The sequence below is a fragment of the Bradyrhizobium sp. USDA 4452 genome (genome assembly GCF_054063575.1).
Map to the genome: position 1 here is coordinate 6948798 of NZ_JBSSGK010000001.1, position 15480 is coordinate 6964277.

Consider the following 15480-nt stretch of genomic DNA (forward strand, 5'->3'; position numbering starts at 1 on the left):
CCGCGTTTTTCGTTTGGGGTGCGGAAATCTAAATTCGCGGTCGTCGGCGCCGGCGATGTTTGTCCGGAAACAAAATTGCAGACGGGCGCCTCATCCGCCGTCGAGCGCGGCGAGGCGATCGGCTTCGGCGATGTCTTCGACGGTGTTGGCATTGAAGAACGGATCGAGCGGCTCGGCCGGCCACTCGACTGTGGCCAGCGGATAGCGCGCAGTCCAGCGATCGATCCGGCGCACGTCTTCCTCGACCAGTGCGTGGCGCAATTCGCCCCGCAGGCGCACGCTCCACAGTCCGATGACCGGATGCACCTGGCCGCCCGATGACGCGACGGCGAGTTCGGCATTCTCCGCCGCGCGCGCCTGCTCCAGGCGTGCGACAAGATCGCGCGGCAGAAACGGACAATCGCCCGCTGCGCTGAGCACCCATTTCGCATCCGGCCGGTTGGCCGCCGTCCAGTCGAGCGCGGCTAGGATGCCGGCGAGGGGACCCGGAAAATCAGCGACATCGTCGGCGACGACGGGAAGGCCGAAGGCGGCAAAGCGCGCCGGGTCGCCGTTGGCGTTGATGATCAGCCCGCTGCATTGCGGGGCGAGGCGGTCGATCACCCGCTGCAGGATAGTGCGGCCGGCGATCATGTGCATCGGCTTGTCGCCGCCGCCCATCCGCCGCGCGAGCCCGCCGGCCAGCAGCACGCCCGGGATGTCAGTCATGGTCGGTCTCGCCCTTGCGCCTGTGCCGCATCGATTCCTCTTCGACATAGTCGAGGTTCTGGTCGTAGACGATCCGCTCCTGGCCCGACAACGCGATGAAGCGCTTGCCGCGCGCGCGCCCGACCAAGGTCAGTCCGACCTGCCGCGCCAGATCGACGCCCCATGCGGTGAATCCGGAGCGGGAGACCAGGATCGGGATGCCCATCCGCACCGTCTTGATCACCATCTCGGACGTGAGTCGTCCGGTGGTGTAGAGGATCTTGTCGGCCGGATCGACATTGTGGCGATAGATCCAGCCCGCGATCTTGTCGACGGCGTTGTGCCGGCCGACATCCTCGGTGTAGCAGACCGGCGCGCTCTCCTTGCACAGCACGCAGCCATGGATGGCACCGGCCTCCAGATAGAGCGATGGCATGGTGTTGATGGTGTGCGTCATCCGGTAGAGCCACGAGGTCCGCAATTCGGCCTTCGGCAGCGCGACCTTCTCGACGGCTTCGAGCAGGTCGCCGAACGCCGTTCCCTGGGCGCAGCCCGAGGTCTGCGTGCGCTTCTTCAGCTTTGCCTCGAAATTGGTGTGGTGCGCGGTGCGGACCACCACCACCTGAAGATCGTCGTCATATTCGACTTCGGTGACGACGTCGTCGTATTTGAGCATGTTCTGGTTCAGGAGGTAGCCGAGCGCGAGGTATTCGGGATAGTCGTTGATCGTCATCATCGTGACGATCTCCTGCGCGTTGAGGTACAGCGTCAGCGGCCGCTCGACCGGTACCCTGATCTCGGTCGGCGCGCCGGTCTGATCGACGCCAGTGACGCGCTCGGTCAGGCGCGGATCGTCCGGATCAGGAACAATGACGGGAGCGGTGGTTGTCTCGGGCACTGCTAGACGTCCGGATGGGTTCACATGGCAACGCAGCTGGGGATATAAGCACGGGCGGAGACCGACTGGCCACTCTCCGCCGTCTTGCTGGAACCCCATGGTCGGTCCGGCCGAAAGATAACGCCGCAGGTCGCGATCCGGGTCGAACAAATCTTGTCGATAACCGAGAACTGAGAGACATCATGGCGCAGCTTTCCGACGACTGCTTCGCCTTCGGCGGACCGATGATGTCGGTCGACGACGCCGTCGCGATCATCGCCGCGCGCGTCAAGCCGGTCGGCGAGACGGAAGCCGTTGCCCTGGTCGACGCCGACGGACGCATCCTCAGCCACGATGTCGCGGCGCCGCTGCCGCTGCCGCCTTTCATGAATTCCGCCGTCGACGGTTATGCGGTCTCCGGCGCCGACCTGCCGGCGAGCGGCGAGCGCGCGTTTCCTGTCGCCGGCCGCGTGCAGGCGGGGGCACCGGCAGCGGCCGCGCAGCCCGGCCAGGCGGTGCGGATCTTCACCGGTGCGCCGATGCCTGATGGCACCGACACCGTGTTCATGCAGGAAGACGTGCGGATCGACGCTGCGGGTAACGTGATCCTGCCGTCCGGCCTGAAGGTCGGCGCCAATGTACGTCCGGCCGGCGAGGACATTGCGCGCGGCCATATCGCGCTGACGTCGGGCCAGCGGTTGCGCCCGCAGGACATCGCGGTTGCCGCGGCATTCGGGCTCACCACGCTCGATGTGGTGCGGCGCCTGCGCGTCGGCGTGTTCTCCACCGGCGACGAGCTGGCCGCGCCGGGAAGTGCTCGCGCCGAAGCGCAATTGTTCGATTCCAACCGCTTCATGCTGATCGCGATGCTGCGGCGACTCGGCTGCGAGGTCGGCGATCTCGGCATCCTGCGCGACGAACGGGCCGAACTTGCTGCCGCGCTCAAGCAGGTCGCGCAACGCTACGACCTGATCCTGACCACCGGCGGCGTCTCGACCGGCGAAGAGGACCACGTCAAGGCCGGTATCGAGCAGGCGGGCTCGCTGGTGCTGTGGCGGATGGCGATCAAGCCGGGCCGTCCGGTGGCGATGGGCGTGGTCGACGGCACGCCGCTGATCGGTCTGCCTGGCAATCCGGTGGCGAGTTTCGTCACCTTCGTTCACGTGGTGCGGCCAACCGTGCTGGCGCTGTCGGGCGCCGTGCCGTCGACGTTGCTGCCGATGCCGGTCCGGGCCGCCTTCAGCTACAAGAAGAAGAGCGGTCGCCGCGAATATGTCCGCGCCTCGCTGCGGCGGGCGGCGGACGGCGCGCTGGAGGCGACCAAGTTTCCCCGCGAAGGGGCTGGCCTGCTGTCGTCGCTGATCGAGACGGATGGGCTGATCGAGCTCGGCGAGGCCATCGTGCGGGTCGAGCCGGGCGATGTGGTCGGCTTTCTCGGCTACGCCGACCTGCTCTGAGATCGCAGGATGCGGTCGAGATCGCCTCTGCCGGACGCTCGCGTGATTTGGAATCCAAATCGCTCGATAGGCAAACATTAACAACGACCTGCGCGGCAACCCGACGTTGCTAGAGGCGTTCTAAATCTGCTTGCCTGTGGCATGCCAGAGAATAGAGTTAGTTGAACCGGCGCAATTTGCACGAAGCCGGGTTCCAAGGCGAGGTTTCATGAGCGGAGACGACGTTCACAAGGTCCGCGCGTTCGAGCATCCCGGAGCCGGCAGGAAGCGGGCGAAAGCCACGCCCAAGGGACGCCAGGTCGATCCTGCGGCCGCTCATGAGATCGAGGCGCTGCTCGCCGACCGGCCGAGGCGTCGCGACCTCTTGATCGAGTACCTGCATCTGATCCAGGACAAATACCATCAGATTTCGGCCGCGCATCTTGCCGCGCTCGCCGATGAGATGCGGCTGTCGTTCGCCGAAGTGTTCGAGACCGCGACCTTCTATGCGCATTTCGACATCGTGAAGGAAGGCGAGCCCGGCATCGCGCCGCTCACCGTGCGGGTCTGCGATTCGCTGACTTGCGCGATGCTCGGCGGCGAGCAGCTCTTGAAGGATCTTCAGAGCCGCGCCGGGCCCGGCATCCGCGTGGTGCGGGCGCCATGCGTCGGCCGCTGCGACACTGCACCTGCGGCGGAGGTCGGCCACAACTTGATCGATCATGCGACCGTCAGCAACGTGCTCGCTGCGGCGAAGAACGGCGACACCCATGTGCATCTGCCGCCTTACGTCGATTACGACGCCTACGTCGCCGACGGCGGATATAAGCTGCTGACGCGCCTGCGCTCGGGCGAGCTGCCGCGCGAGGACCTGCTGAAGGCGCTCGACGATGCCTCGCTGCGCGGTCTCGGTGGGGCCGGTTTCCCGACAGGGCGCAAGTGGCGCGCCGTGCTCGGCGAACCCGGTCCGCGGCTAATGGCTGTCAACGGCGACGAAGGCGAGCCCGGCACATTCAAGGATCGCTACTATCTCGAGACCGATCCGCATCGCTTCCTCGAGGGCATGCTGATCGGCGCGCACGTGGTCGAGGCGCCCGAGGTCTACATCTACATCCGGGACGAGTATCCGGCCTGCCGCGAGATCCTCGCGCGCGAGATCGCAAAGCTTCCGCCCGGCGGACCTGTGCTGCATCTGCGGCGCGGCGCCGGCGCCTATATCTGCGGCGAGGAATCCTCGCTGCTGGAATCGATCGAGGGCAAGCGCGGCCTGCCACGCCACAAGCCGCCTTATCCGTTCCAGGTCGGGCTGTTCGGGCTGCCGACGCTGATCAACAACATCGAGACGTTGTGGTGGGTGCGCGACATCGTCGAGAAGGGCGCCGACTGGTGGAAGAGCCACGGCCGCAACGCGCGCCACGGCCTGCGCAGCTTCTCGGTGTCGGGACGCGTCAAGGATCCCGGCGTCAAGCTCGCGCCGGCCGGCATCACGTTGCGCGAATTGATCGACGAGTTCTGCGGCGGCATGGCCGACGGCCACACCCTGCAGGCCTATCTGCCGGGCGGCGCGTCCGGCGGCATCCTGCCGGCATCGATGGACGACATCCCGCTCGATTTCGGCACGCTGGAAAAATACGGCTGCTTCATCGGCTCGGCCGCCATCGTCGTGCTCTCGCAGGCCGATGACGTCAGGGATGCCGCGCTGAACCTAATGAAGTTCTTCGAGGACGAGAGCTGCGGGCAATGCACGCCCTGCCGTGCCGGAACCGAGAAGGCGGCGCTGTTGATGCAGCAGCCGGTCTGGGACAAGGAACTGCTCGACCAATTGAGCCAGGCGATGCGCGATGCGTCGATCTGCGGGCTCGGCCAGGCGGCCTCCAATCCGCTGACGTCAGTGATCAAATATTTTCCGGACGGGTTTCGTCCGCAGCAAGCCGCCGAATGAGCGGGCCGGGCAGGGCGAATTTCGACGAGGATTCTAAATGAGCAACGACAAGAACTCGCCGCCGCAGGGTTACGGTCACGACGCCAAGGGTGCCGCCGGAGGAAGCAACGCTCCCGATGGCCGTGTCACCGTCACGCATAGCGAGCCGATCGGCAAGATCGGCGGCACCGGCGGCGGTCCGCAGATGATCCAGTTCGAGCTCGATGGCCAGCAGGTCGAGGCGCGGGCCGGCGAGACGATCTGGCAGGTCGCCAAGCGCCAGGGCACCGAGATCCCGCATCTGTGCTATTCGCCCGCGCCGGACTATCGGCCGGACGGCAATTGCCGCGCCTGCATGGTCGAGATCGAAGGCGAGCGCGTGCTGGCGGCGTCCTGCAAGCGGACGCCTTCGGTCGGCATGAAGGTGAAGTCCGCCAGCCAGCGCGCCGTCGCGGCGCAGAAGATGGTGATGGAGCTGCTCGTCGCCGATCAGCCGGCGCGCGAGACCTCGCACGATCCGGACTCCAAATTCTGGCACTGGGCCGAGAAGACCGGCGTCACCGAAAGCCGCTTCCCGGCGTCCGAGCGATGGCACGCCGACACCAGCCACCCGGCGATGCGCGTCAATCTCGACGCCTGCATCCAGTGCGGCCTGTGCGTGCGGGCGTGCCGCGAGGTGCAGGTCAACGACGTGATCGGCATGGCCTACCGCAACCACGACGCCAAGATCGTTTTCGACTTCGACGATCCGATGGGTGAATCGACCTGCGTCGCCTGCGGAGAATGCGTCCAGGCGTGTCCGACCGGCGCGCTCATGCCGGCGGTCATGCTCGACGACAAGCAGACGCGCGTCGTCTATCCCGACCGCAAGGTGGACTCGCTGTGCCCATATTGCGGCGTCGGCTGCCAGGTCACCTACGAGGTCAAGGATGAGAAGGTGATCTACGCGGAAGGCCGCGATGGTCCCGCCAATCACAACCGGCTCTGCGTCAAGGGCCGCTTCGGCTTCGACTACATCCATCACCCGAACCGGCTGACCAAGCCGCTGGTGCGGCTGCCGGGCGTGAAGAAGGATGCTAACGACCAGGTCGATCCGGCCAATCCCTACACCCATTTCCGCGAGGCATCGTGGGAGGAGGCGCTCGATCTTGCCGCGGCGGGCCTCCGAAAAATCCGCGACGAGAAGGGCGCCAAGGCGCTTGCGGGGTTCGGCTCGGCCAAGGGCTCGAACGAGGAAGCCTATCTGTTCCAGAAGCTGGTCCGCACCGGCTTCGGCTCCAACAATGTCGATCACTGCACGCGGCTGTGTCACGCCTCGTCGGTGGCCGCCTTGTTCGAGGGACTGAGCTCCGGCGCGGTGTCGGCGCCGTTCGCCGCGGCGGCCGATGCCGAGGTGATCTGGGTGATCGGCGCCAACCCGACCGTGAACCATCCGGTCGCCGCGACCTTCATCAAGAACGCCGCCAAGCGCGGCGCAAAGCTATACGTGATGGACCCGCGGCGGCAGACGCTGTCGCGCCACGCCACGCAGCATCTCGCCTTCAAGCCGGGCAGCGATGTTGCGATGCTGAACGCGATGATCCACACCATCATCACCGAAGGCCTGACCGACGAGCAGTACATCGCCGGCTATACCGAGGGCTACGACGAGCTGAAGACCAAGATCCAGGAGTTCACGCCGGAGCGGATGTCGCCGATCTGCGGCATCCCCGCCGAGACGCTGCGCGAGGTCGCGCGGGCCTATGCCCGCGCCAAATCGTCGATCATCTTCTGGGGCATGGGCATCAGCCAGCATGTCCACGGCACCGACAATGCGCGCTGCCTGATTGCGTTGGCGCTGATCACCGGCCAGGTCGGCCGCCCCGGCACCGGGCTGCATCCGCTGCGCGGCCAGAACAACGTGCAGGGCGCCTCCGACGCCGGTCTGATCCCGATGTTCCTGCCGGACTATCAGCCGGTCGGCCGCGACGACATGCGCGGCGCGTTCGAGAAATTGTGGGGGCAGGAGCTCGATCCGGTGCGCGGGCTGACCGTGGTCGAGATCATGAACGCGATCCACGCCGGCGAGATCCACGGCATGTATGTCGAGGGCGAGAATCCCGCGATGTCCGATCCGGATCTGCAGCACGCGCGCGAGGCGCTGGCCAAGCTCGATCATCTCGTGGTGCAGGACCTGTTTGTCACCGAGACCGCGTTCCACGCCGACGTCATCCTGCCGGCCTCGGCGTTCGCCGAAAAATCCGGCTCCTTCACCAACACCGACCGCCGCGTGCAATTGGCGCGCGAGGTGATCAAGCCGCCGGGCGATGCGCGGCAGGATCTCTGGATCATCCAGGAGATCGCCAAGCGGATGGGACTGCCGTGGAATTATGCGGGGCCGGGCGAGGTCTTCACCGAGATGGCCGAGCTGATGCCGTCGCTGAAGAACATCACCTGGGAGCGGCTGCTCCGCGAGGGCGCGGTGACCTATCCGGTCGACGATCCGGACAAGCCGGGCAACGAGATCATCTTCACCACCGGTTTCCCGACCGCGAGCGGCCGCGGCAAGATCGTGCCGGCCAAGGTGATCCCGCCGGACGAACTGCCCGACGACGAGTACCCGATGGTGCTGTCGACGGGGCGCGTGCTCGAACACTGGCACACCGGCTCGATGACGCGCCGTGCGCAGGTGCTCGACCAGATCGAGCCTGAAGCGGTCGCGTTCATGACGCCGAAGGACATGCGCAAGAAGGGGCTCGCGCCGGGTGACTTCATCCGACTCGAGACGCGCCGCGGCGCGGTCGAAGTCAAGGTGCGCGCCGACCGCGACGTGCCCGAGAACATGGTCTTCATGCCGTTCTGCTACGCGGAGGCGGCGGCGAACTTGCTGACCAACCCGGCGCTCGATCCGTTCGGTAAGATACCGGAGTTCAAGTTCTGCGCGGTCCGCGCCGAGAAGATCGATATCCGGACCGCAGCGGAATAGCCGTCCGGCCAAAACAAACGCAAAGGGCGACGCAAGCCCGCAGGGAGATCAGCATGCGAACCATCATCGTCGGAGCACTTTGCGCCATCGCAATGGTCGCGAGCGCACAAGCCGCGGTCAAGGAAGAACCGGTCACCTACACCGACGGCGAGGCCACGATGAAGGGTTTTGTCGTGTATGACGACGCGAGCCAGGCCAAGCGGCCGGGCATCGTGATGGTACACGAATGGTGGGGCATCACCCCGCACATCCATAGCGAGGCGCGCAAGTTCGCGGAGCAGGGTTACGTCGCCTTCATTGCGGACATGTACGGCGACGCCAAGACCGCCGACAACCCGAAGGACGCCGGCGCGCTCGCGGGTTCGGTGATGAAGGATGCGAAGGTGATGGAGCAGCGCTTCAACGCCGCGCGCGAGCAACTCGCCAAGCAGGCCTCGGTCAATCCGCAGCGGATCGGCGCCGTCGGCTACTGCTTCGGCGGCGCGGTGGTGCTGAACATGGCGCGCACCGGCGCCGATCTCGCCGCCGTTGCGGGCTTTCACGCCTCGCTTGGTCTCAACACGCCCGCACCGGCGCCGGGCACCGTAAAGCCGAAGATCCTGATCCTGAACGGCGCCGACGATCCGTTCGTGAAGCGCGAGCAGTACGATGCGCTGAAGAAGGATTTTGACGCAGCAAAGGCCGATTACCGGATCATCGAGTATCCCGGCGCCGTGCACGCGTTCACAAACCCCGAGGCCACCGAGCTCGGCAAGAAGTTCAACCTGCCGCTCCGATACGACGCCAAGGCCGATCAGGAATCGAAGGCCGAGGCCGCCAAGCTGTTTGGCGCAAGCCTTCAGAAATGAGCCGACGGGCCGCCGACATGGTGTTGCTGCGGTCCTCAGCGATTCCAGGGCGCCTGACGTAGCCAGGCGCCTGATCGATTTCTTTCCTCGGATACCGCTATCTTGCGCACGGCCATCGGGCGGGCGGGCTTGGAGCGGCCGCGCGGATAAGTCGCCAACCTGTTGCGTTGAACTTGCGCTGACGGCGGCCCGAGTCAGCGCGCCCCGGCGCCCGGTGCCACGTTGAGCGGCGCGCCCCCGGTCGAAATCGGACCCGCCGGTTTTGGCGCCCGAACCGGCGGCCGTCTCGGCTTCGGCACCGCCTGCGCGGTCGGTGCTGCATGCGGCTGGTCGGCCGTTGCCGTGGCCTGCGGTGGTACGGGAGCCGGAGCGGGCCGCTGCAGAGCATCGACCTTCGAGGCCAGGGCCGCCAGCTGGTCGGCGATCGTCTTCATCTGCTCTTGCTGGTCCGCCACCGACTTGCTGAGTGCGCCGATATCATCCTGCAGCTTCTGCTGGGTCGCGAGGAGATCCGGCAATGCCTCCTTGTCGCCTCCTGCCACTTCGTCGCGAGGCGCAGCGTTGCCGAGAGAGGGAACCAGCGGCGCGATCTGGGGCCAGGCGTAGACGCCTCCGGCGCCCACGCAGGCGAGGACGACGACCAGCAGGAACCACGGCCAGCGGCGGCGAGCGGCGGGAATCGGGCTTGACGGCGCATGGCGCTGCCATGCCTGATCGGAATCGTGGGTCACCCATGCTTCCTAGTCTGCTTCGGCAGCTGTTGCAATCGATGCCGAGTCTGGCCACTTTGGCGGCATGACCCCCTCGTCCGGAGCCCCATTGGCGCCCACGCACACGTCCCAACTTCTTGAGGAACTCGTCGCTCAAGCACCGGACGGCCCCGTCGATCTCGAATGGCTCCTCAGCAACCTGGACAAGCGGTCGTTCGGCCTGCTCCTGCTGCTTCTGGGGCTGCTGGTGATCATTCCCGGCGTTGCGACGGTTGCGACGCTGGCGCTGCTGTTTCCGGCGGTCGAGATGATGCGTGGCCGCAGCGCGCCGTCGTTTCCGCATTTCCTGTCGAAGCGGCAGTTCGACTTCAAGCGCTTCAAGCGGTTCACCGTCCTGGTCCGTCCGATGCTGCAGGCGATCGAGCGCATCAGCCGGCCGCGCTGGGACGCGCGTCGCGACGTGATCGACCGCCTGGTCGGATTGGTCGTGTTTTTGCTGGCCTTCTCGGCGGGCTGGCCGCTGCCACTGGTGAACGTCATTCCGGGAATGGTGGTCGTCCTGATCGCGATCGCCTACCTGCAGGAGGACGGCCTGCTGCTGACGATTGCGATGGCGGCGGCGCTGATTTCTCTGGCCGGGCTCGGATGGACGCTCTGGGCATCGTTCACCGCCGTCACGGCCTGGATGGGGCTGTAAGGGGTCGACATCCCGCGCAGGCATGATCATTATCCCGCCGGACGTCGCGGCAAACAGCGACGCGAATGGGGAGAACACATGCGTTGCATCACGCTCGCGGCCGTCGCCGCGCTCAGCCTTGTTTCCACGTCGGCGATTCTTGCTGCCGACAAGAAATACGATCCCGGCGCCAGCGATACCGAAATCAAGATCGGGCAGACCATGCCCTACAGCGGTCCGGCTTCGGCGTACGGCACGCAGGGCAGGGCTGAGGCCGCATACTGGAAGATGATCAACAGCCAGGGCGGAATCAACGGCCGCAAGATCACGCTGCTGAGCATGGACGACGGCTATAGCCCGCCGAAGACGGTGGAGCAGACGCGCAAACTCGTCGAGCAGGATGAGATCCTTGCCGACATCGGTTCACTGGGCACGCCGACCAATTCGTCGATCCAAAAATATCTGAACGGCAAGAAGATCCCGCATCTCTTGATCTCCACCGGGGCCTCGAAGTGGAACGATCCGAAGGAATTCCCCTGGACCACGCCGTTCTATCCGCCCTATGCGCAGGAAGCGAAGATCTACGCCAAGTACATCGCCAAGGAGTTGCCCAACGCGAAGATCGGCGTGATCTACCAGAACGACGACTTCGGCAAGGACTATCTGAAGGGCTTCAAGGAGGGGCTGGGCGAGAAGGCCGGCCTGATCGTCAAGGAGCTCAGCTATGAGGTGACCGATCCGACGATCGATTCCCAGATCGTTAATCTGAAGGCCAGCGGCGCCGATGTGCTGATGACGATCACGACGCCGAAGTTCGGCGCGCAGGCGATCCGCAAGGTTGCCGATCTCGGCTGGAAGCCGACGCACTTCATCGTCTCCGTCGCCAGCTCGATCGGCGGTGTGCTCGAGCCCGCAGGCCTCGAAGCATCCACCGGCCTCATGACGGCGCTGGCGACCAAGGTGGTCGGGGACCCCGCATGGGACACCGACAAGGGCGTGCAGGACTATCTCGCCTTCATGAAGCAGTGGTATCCGGAGGGCAATCCGATCGATGGCAGCAACCAGATCGGTTATCTGTCGGCGCAGTTCACGGCCATCATCCTGAAGAATTGCGGCGACGTGCTGACGCGCGAGAATCTGCTGAAGCAGGCCGCGAACCTCAGCAAGGTCTCGCTGCCGCTCCTGCTGCCGGGCATCACCGTCTCGGTGTCGCCGACGGACTACTCCACCTTCGACACCTTCAAGCTCGCGAAGTTCGACGGCAAGACCTGGAAGTTCTTTGGCGAGAACATCAGCACCGCGTCGCGGTGAAGACGAGTGAGCGGCGGCCGCACTGACGAGCATCCGTGGACGCAGCAGATGTGCTGCGTCCACGTGAAGCGTTTCAATCTCGCCGTTGGCCCAAGCGATCACCGGTTCGAAAACACCCTAAAGCTCCGTTCCGATTGAATCGGAACGGCGCTAAGCGGCTTGGCTCGAAAACGTTCTAGTGCGGGCGTCTTGATCGCTTGAGTTCGGCCACTTGAAACTTCCCGGCCGCCTGCAGACTGCTGCAAAGCCAGTAGGCTCTATTTCGGTACTCGCCGAGGAACCATTTGGTCTCGACACAATCCACGTAGGACTTGTAGGTGAGATTGTCCCTGCACGTTGACGAGAAGGGTCCGTGGGTTTGTCCGCCTGCCGATTCGCTACACCCAACCCAGGGGTCTTTGCCGTGTGGGAGGCTGGACTCGCAACCACCGTTGCAGTTGCTGGCGACCTTCTCCAGCTTGGCGATCCTCCCCAATACTGAATCTGGCGCAGGCGACGGCGCTCGCGCGGCCGAGGATGACGTGTGACCGGCCGACGATGTCCGGCGACCGGCCACTCTGCCGCCTTCTGCCTCCTTCGGCCTGATCGGCCTCGCCGCGTGCTTCGGCGCGTCGACCGTGATGGAGGGAAGCGGGGCGGCGGAGCCGGCTGCGGTCTGCGACGCGGCAGGGCCGCTCAGCAGGAGCGTTGACAGGACAGCGACGGCAGAAGGCGCGACAAACCTTGACGACGATCTCATGACCATCTCCTTCCAAGGACGGGCATGCCGTCCAAATTGCATTGCCACGCAGATTCAACTAGCCGAAATTTCAGGACTCGGCCACCGAAGGTCAAAAGAATTTCTGCCGTTGACCGCCTTGACAGGGATGCCAGGGAGCGTGCGGAGCACGCGTGCTCAACGTTTCGGGTTGCGCCCGCGGATGTGGTCAAAGCCTTGCTTGATTGCGGCAAAGCGCGCGTCGACCAATGGCTCGAATTCGAGATCGGTGAAGATATATGGCCAGTCGTTTTCGACGCCTTCGCGGACGAGTTCACCGACATAGAAGGGATCGATGCCCTGAGCGACGCGTTCCCGGATCAGATTGATCCGCCCGGCAAGCGGGCCCGACGTCGGCATGGCACGGACCGCCCCCTCGAAGCGCTTGGGCAGGTTGCGGCCTGAGTTTATGATTTGCGTGCGGATGAACCCGGGACACAGCACCGATACGCCAATCCCGCGGGGCGCGAGTTCTGGCCGCAGTCCCTCGGACAGCGCGACAACGCCATACTTTGAAACGTTGTATGCCGTGCTTCCCCCCGAAATAAGCCCGGCGAGCGAGGCCGTGGAGACGATGTGTCCACCCTCGCCATGCTGCTCGATCAACGGCCCGAAAATCTCGATCCCCCAAATGGTCGCCATCAGGTTGACGCCCAGGGTCCAATTCCACGACGCATCGGTCCAGGTGCCGTAGGGCCCACCGCCGCCGACGCCGGCGTTGTTGACGAGGATATGCACCTTGCCGTAGCGGGCAGTCGTGGCTTCGGCCGCTGCCACGAGTTCGGCTTTGAGTGAGACGTCTGCTTTCACGCCGTCAACATCGACATTGGTGAGCCTCAGTTGCTCAAGCGCCGCGGACAGAGCCGCTTCCTCAATATCGCAAAGCATGACTTTCGCCCCCGCCTGGGCGAACGCGGTCGCAATCCCCAATCCAATTCCTGACGCTGCACCGGTCACGAATGCGGTCTTTCCAGCGAGTTCCTTCATGCGCATTCTCCCCGTGCAAGCGGACACCCTGGCGCCAAAGCGCTAATCGTCACCGAACGCCATATGACCGCACTTGGAGGCGATTGGGAAGCGTGCGGGATGTCCGGGTCGGGCCCGGGGCCGCTGGCAGAACTTGCGAAGACCATCACGCAATGAGTACGCGGCGGCTGCCGCCTGATGCGGTGCCCGTGCGCAACGTTCAGTGTCGCGTTCATCGCGGTGTTGCCCGTTCGACACGACGGGCAACTCAGCAAAACCTGTCAACCGGCACGCGCAGAAATATTTCGCTTTATCAGAAGCGCGACACGGTATATGGTCCGCCCGTCTCGCCCGACACGAGGGGCGCTTCGCGGTCGTCACGAACGCGGGTCGAGATGCGGTGGACGCGGATTGCGCGACTGACGAGTGCGCACGAAGCGGACGGTGAAGTCGTGTGGTCCTGACGCCCTGGTGGCAGGTGTCTTTTCCGATTGCGCAGGTCGCGCGTTGCGAAGACGGTGACAAGCAAGCCCAGTCTCGCCGGGGAGAGCACGAAGTAAGCCGTAACCCATCGCGCAGGGAAAGCCGGGTTGTCTCCGGTTACACCTGTGGTCCTACCCCCCGAGCTTTCTACCCTTTTGCTCGGGGCCCATGGGTGCGATCGGCACCCGGCTTTCCCTGCGCCCTCTGCTCAGAGTGGCGAAACGAAATGCAAAGCTCGGGCAAATCATGTCGCGAGAACGAGAATCTGCATCCTCATCCTCACCTCTCATTGCCCGGCGCGACCTGGCGATCCAGTACGCCGCGGCCTCTCTGCTCAAGCACCGGCGTCTCTGGAATGCTGGATCACCCGCATCCGCGGGCGATGACACCGAGTGCTCGGTGATCGTCATTGCCGTCCTTGCCACGCTGCCCGTCGGGTCCCAGCCTTCGTGCCCGGCGAACTCGCCATTGCCCAACTTCGCATTGACCGCGCCCGCCATGGCCGGGCACAGCGTGCGGGCGGTGTCATTGAACGGCCGCGAGAGCCGAAGGGGATACCGCCGTATCGAATTTTGCAGTGCAGCAACGGCGCAATTAGCCCCTGCTAAAGGGGCAATGGCAATCGGCGTTGCTTGTCTGTAATGGTGCGACCGGATGTCTCGGAGCCGGTATTCGTGCTCCGCAATACGCGGGAGGAAACATGCGTAAATTCATTTTGGCCGCGGCGTCGATCGCGGCCTTGACCTTTGTCGGGCAGGCCTCGGCGCAGTCGCCGATCGTCATCAAGTTCAGCCACGTGGTGGCCTCGGATACGCCGAAGGGCAAGGCGGCAGACAAGTTCAAGGAACTCGCCGAGAAGTACACCTCCGGCAAGGTGAAGGTCGAGGTCTATCCGAACTCGACGCTCTACAAGGATAAGGAAGAGCTCGAAGCGCTGCAGCTCGGCGCGGTGCAGATGCTGGCGCCATCGAACTCGAAGTTCGGCCCGATCGGCATCAAGGAATTCGAAGTCTTCGATCTGCCCTACATCCTCCCCGACCTGAAATCGCTCCGCAAGGTCACCGACGGTCCGCTCGGCGCCCAGCTGCTCAAGAAGCTGGATTCCAAGGGCATGACCGGTCTCGCCTACTGGGACAACGGCTTCAAGCAGATGAGCGCGAACAAGAAGCTGGTCGCGCCCGCCGACTACAAGGGACTGAAATTCCGCATCCAGTCGTCGAAGGTGCTGGAGGCCCAGTTCCGCGCGCTCGGTGCGATTCCGCAGGTGATGGCGTTCTCCGACGTCTACCAGGCGCTGCAGACCGGCGTGGTCGACGGGCAGGAGAACACCTGGTCGAACATCTACACCCAGAAAATGCATGAGGTGCAGAAGTACGCGACCGTCACCAATCATGGCTACATCGGCTACGTCGTGGTCGTGAACAAGAAGTTCTGGGACGGCCTGCCGGCCGACATCCGCGACCAGCTCAACAAGGCGATGAAGGAAGCCACCGAGTTCGGCAACAACCAGTCGGCCAAGGAGAACGAGGACGCGCTCGCCGAGATCAAGAAGGCCGGCAAGACCGAGATCGTCAGCTTGACGCCGGAGCAGGACGAGGCGATGCGCAAGGCGATGATGCCGGTCTACAAGGACGTCGCCTCGCGCGTCGGCCAGCCGCTGATCGACGAATTCCTCAAGGAAACGGGCCGCAGCCCGATGAACTAAGGCCTGATCCGGAAAGGCGGACACCGGCTTGCCGATCATGCCCAACAAATCGCGGATCTGAACCGCAAATCCAACGAATGCTGCGGCCGCATGAGGCCGCGGACCGGGTGCCGTGGCCGGTTGCCGCATCAGGCCATG

General features: G+C 64.7%; 12 protein-coding genes. 8 read left to right on the plus strand and 4 right to left on the minus strand.

The annotated features are described in order from the left end of the window. Positions 1-90: 90 nt before the first annotated feature. On the minus strand, positions 91-708 hold the full coding sequence (mobA, locus tag ACVISU_RS32500) for a molybdenum cofactor guanylyltransferase MobA (RefSeq protein WP_456709642.1): 618 nt from the start codon (positions 706-708) through the stop codon (positions 91-93). Then, positions 701-1585 carry a formate dehydrogenase accessory sulfurtransferase FdhD gene (locus ACVISU_RS32505; protein WP_456709643.1) on the minus strand — a complete coding sequence of 295 codons (885 nt, stop codon included), beginning with the start codon at positions 1583-1585 and terminating at the stop codon, positions 701-703. The genes mobA and ACVISU_RS32505 overlap by 8 nt, the downstream gene beginning before the upstream one ends. 182 nt (positions 1586-1767) lie before the next feature. Between ACVISU_RS32505 and ACVISU_RS32510 the strand changes: the two genes are divergently transcribed. The 4 genes from ACVISU_RS32510 (at position 1768) to ACVISU_RS32525 (ending at position 8734) form a co-directional block, all read left to right on the plus strand. Continuing rightward, positions 1768-3021 carry a molybdopterin molybdotransferase MoeA gene (locus ACVISU_RS32510; RefSeq protein ID WP_456709644.1) on the plus strand — a complete coding sequence of 418 codons (1254 nt, stop codon included), beginning with the start codon at positions 1768-1770 and terminating at the stop codon, positions 3019-3021. Between the two features lie 208 nt (positions 3022-3229). Next, positions 3230-4942 carry an NADH-ubiquinone oxidoreductase-F iron-sulfur binding region domain-containing protein gene (locus ACVISU_RS32515; RefSeq protein ID WP_456709645.1) on the plus strand — a complete coding sequence of 571 codons (1713 nt, stop codon included), beginning with the start codon at positions 3230-3232 and terminating at the stop codon, positions 4940-4942. Positions 4943-5126: 184 nt separating this feature from the next. Next, positions 5127-7886 (plus strand): formate dehydrogenase subunit alpha, encoded by a 2760-nt coding sequence (gene fdhF / locus ACVISU_RS32520; RefSeq protein WP_456710951.1) that lies wholly within the window; start codon positions 5127-5129, stop codon positions 7884-7886. A 53-nt stretch (positions 7887-7939) separates the two neighbouring features. Then, a complete protein-coding gene (locus ACVISU_RS32525; protein WP_456709646.1) occupies positions 7940-8734 on the plus strand; it encodes a dienelactone hydrolase family protein in 795 nt (264 codons plus the stop codon). Between the two features lie 194 nt (positions 8735-8928). Here ACVISU_RS32525 and ACVISU_RS32530 read toward each other — a convergent pair whose 3' ends face one another. Then, a complete protein-coding gene (locus ACVISU_RS32530; RefSeq protein WP_050405129.1) occupies positions 8929-9465 on the minus strand; it encodes a hypothetical protein in 537 nt (178 codons plus the stop codon). A gap of 88 nt (positions 9466-9553) precedes the next feature. Between ACVISU_RS32530 and ACVISU_RS32535 the strand changes: the two genes are divergently transcribed. Both ACVISU_RS32535 and ACVISU_RS32540 read left to right on the plus strand, forming a co-directional pair. Continuing rightward, entirely contained in the window at positions 9554-10141 is a 588-nt protein-coding gene (locus tag ACVISU_RS32535) for an exopolysaccharide biosynthesis protein (protein ID WP_050405130.1), read from the plus strand. Positions 10142-10219: 78 nt separating this feature from the next. After that, complete coding sequence (locus tag ACVISU_RS32540; RefSeq protein WP_456709647.1) at positions 10220-11431, plus strand: ABC transporter substrate-binding protein; 1212 nt, start codon at positions 10220-10222, stop codon at positions 11429-11431. 895 nt (positions 11432-12326) lie between these two features. On the opposite strand, the gene ACVISU_RS32545 is transcribed toward ACVISU_RS32540, so the two are convergent. Further along, entirely contained in the window at positions 12327-13175 is an 849-nt protein-coding gene (locus tag ACVISU_RS32545) for an SDR family NAD(P)-dependent oxidoreductase (RefSeq protein WP_456709648.1), read from the minus strand. 630 nt (positions 13176-13805) lie between these two features. Here ACVISU_RS32545 and ACVISU_RS32550 point away from each other — a divergent pair. Next, positions 13806-14279 (plus strand): hypothetical protein, encoded by a 474-nt coding sequence (locus ACVISU_RS32550; RefSeq protein ID WP_456709649.1) that lies wholly within the window; start codon positions 13806-13808, stop codon positions 14277-14279. Positions 14280-14337: 58 nt separating this feature from the next. Next, positions 14338-15342, plus strand: a complete 1005-nt coding sequence (locus tag ACVISU_RS32555; RefSeq protein WP_050405136.1) for a TRAP transporter substrate-binding protein — start codon at positions 14338-14340, stop codon at positions 15340-15342. Positions 15343-15480: the final 138 nt, after the last annotated feature.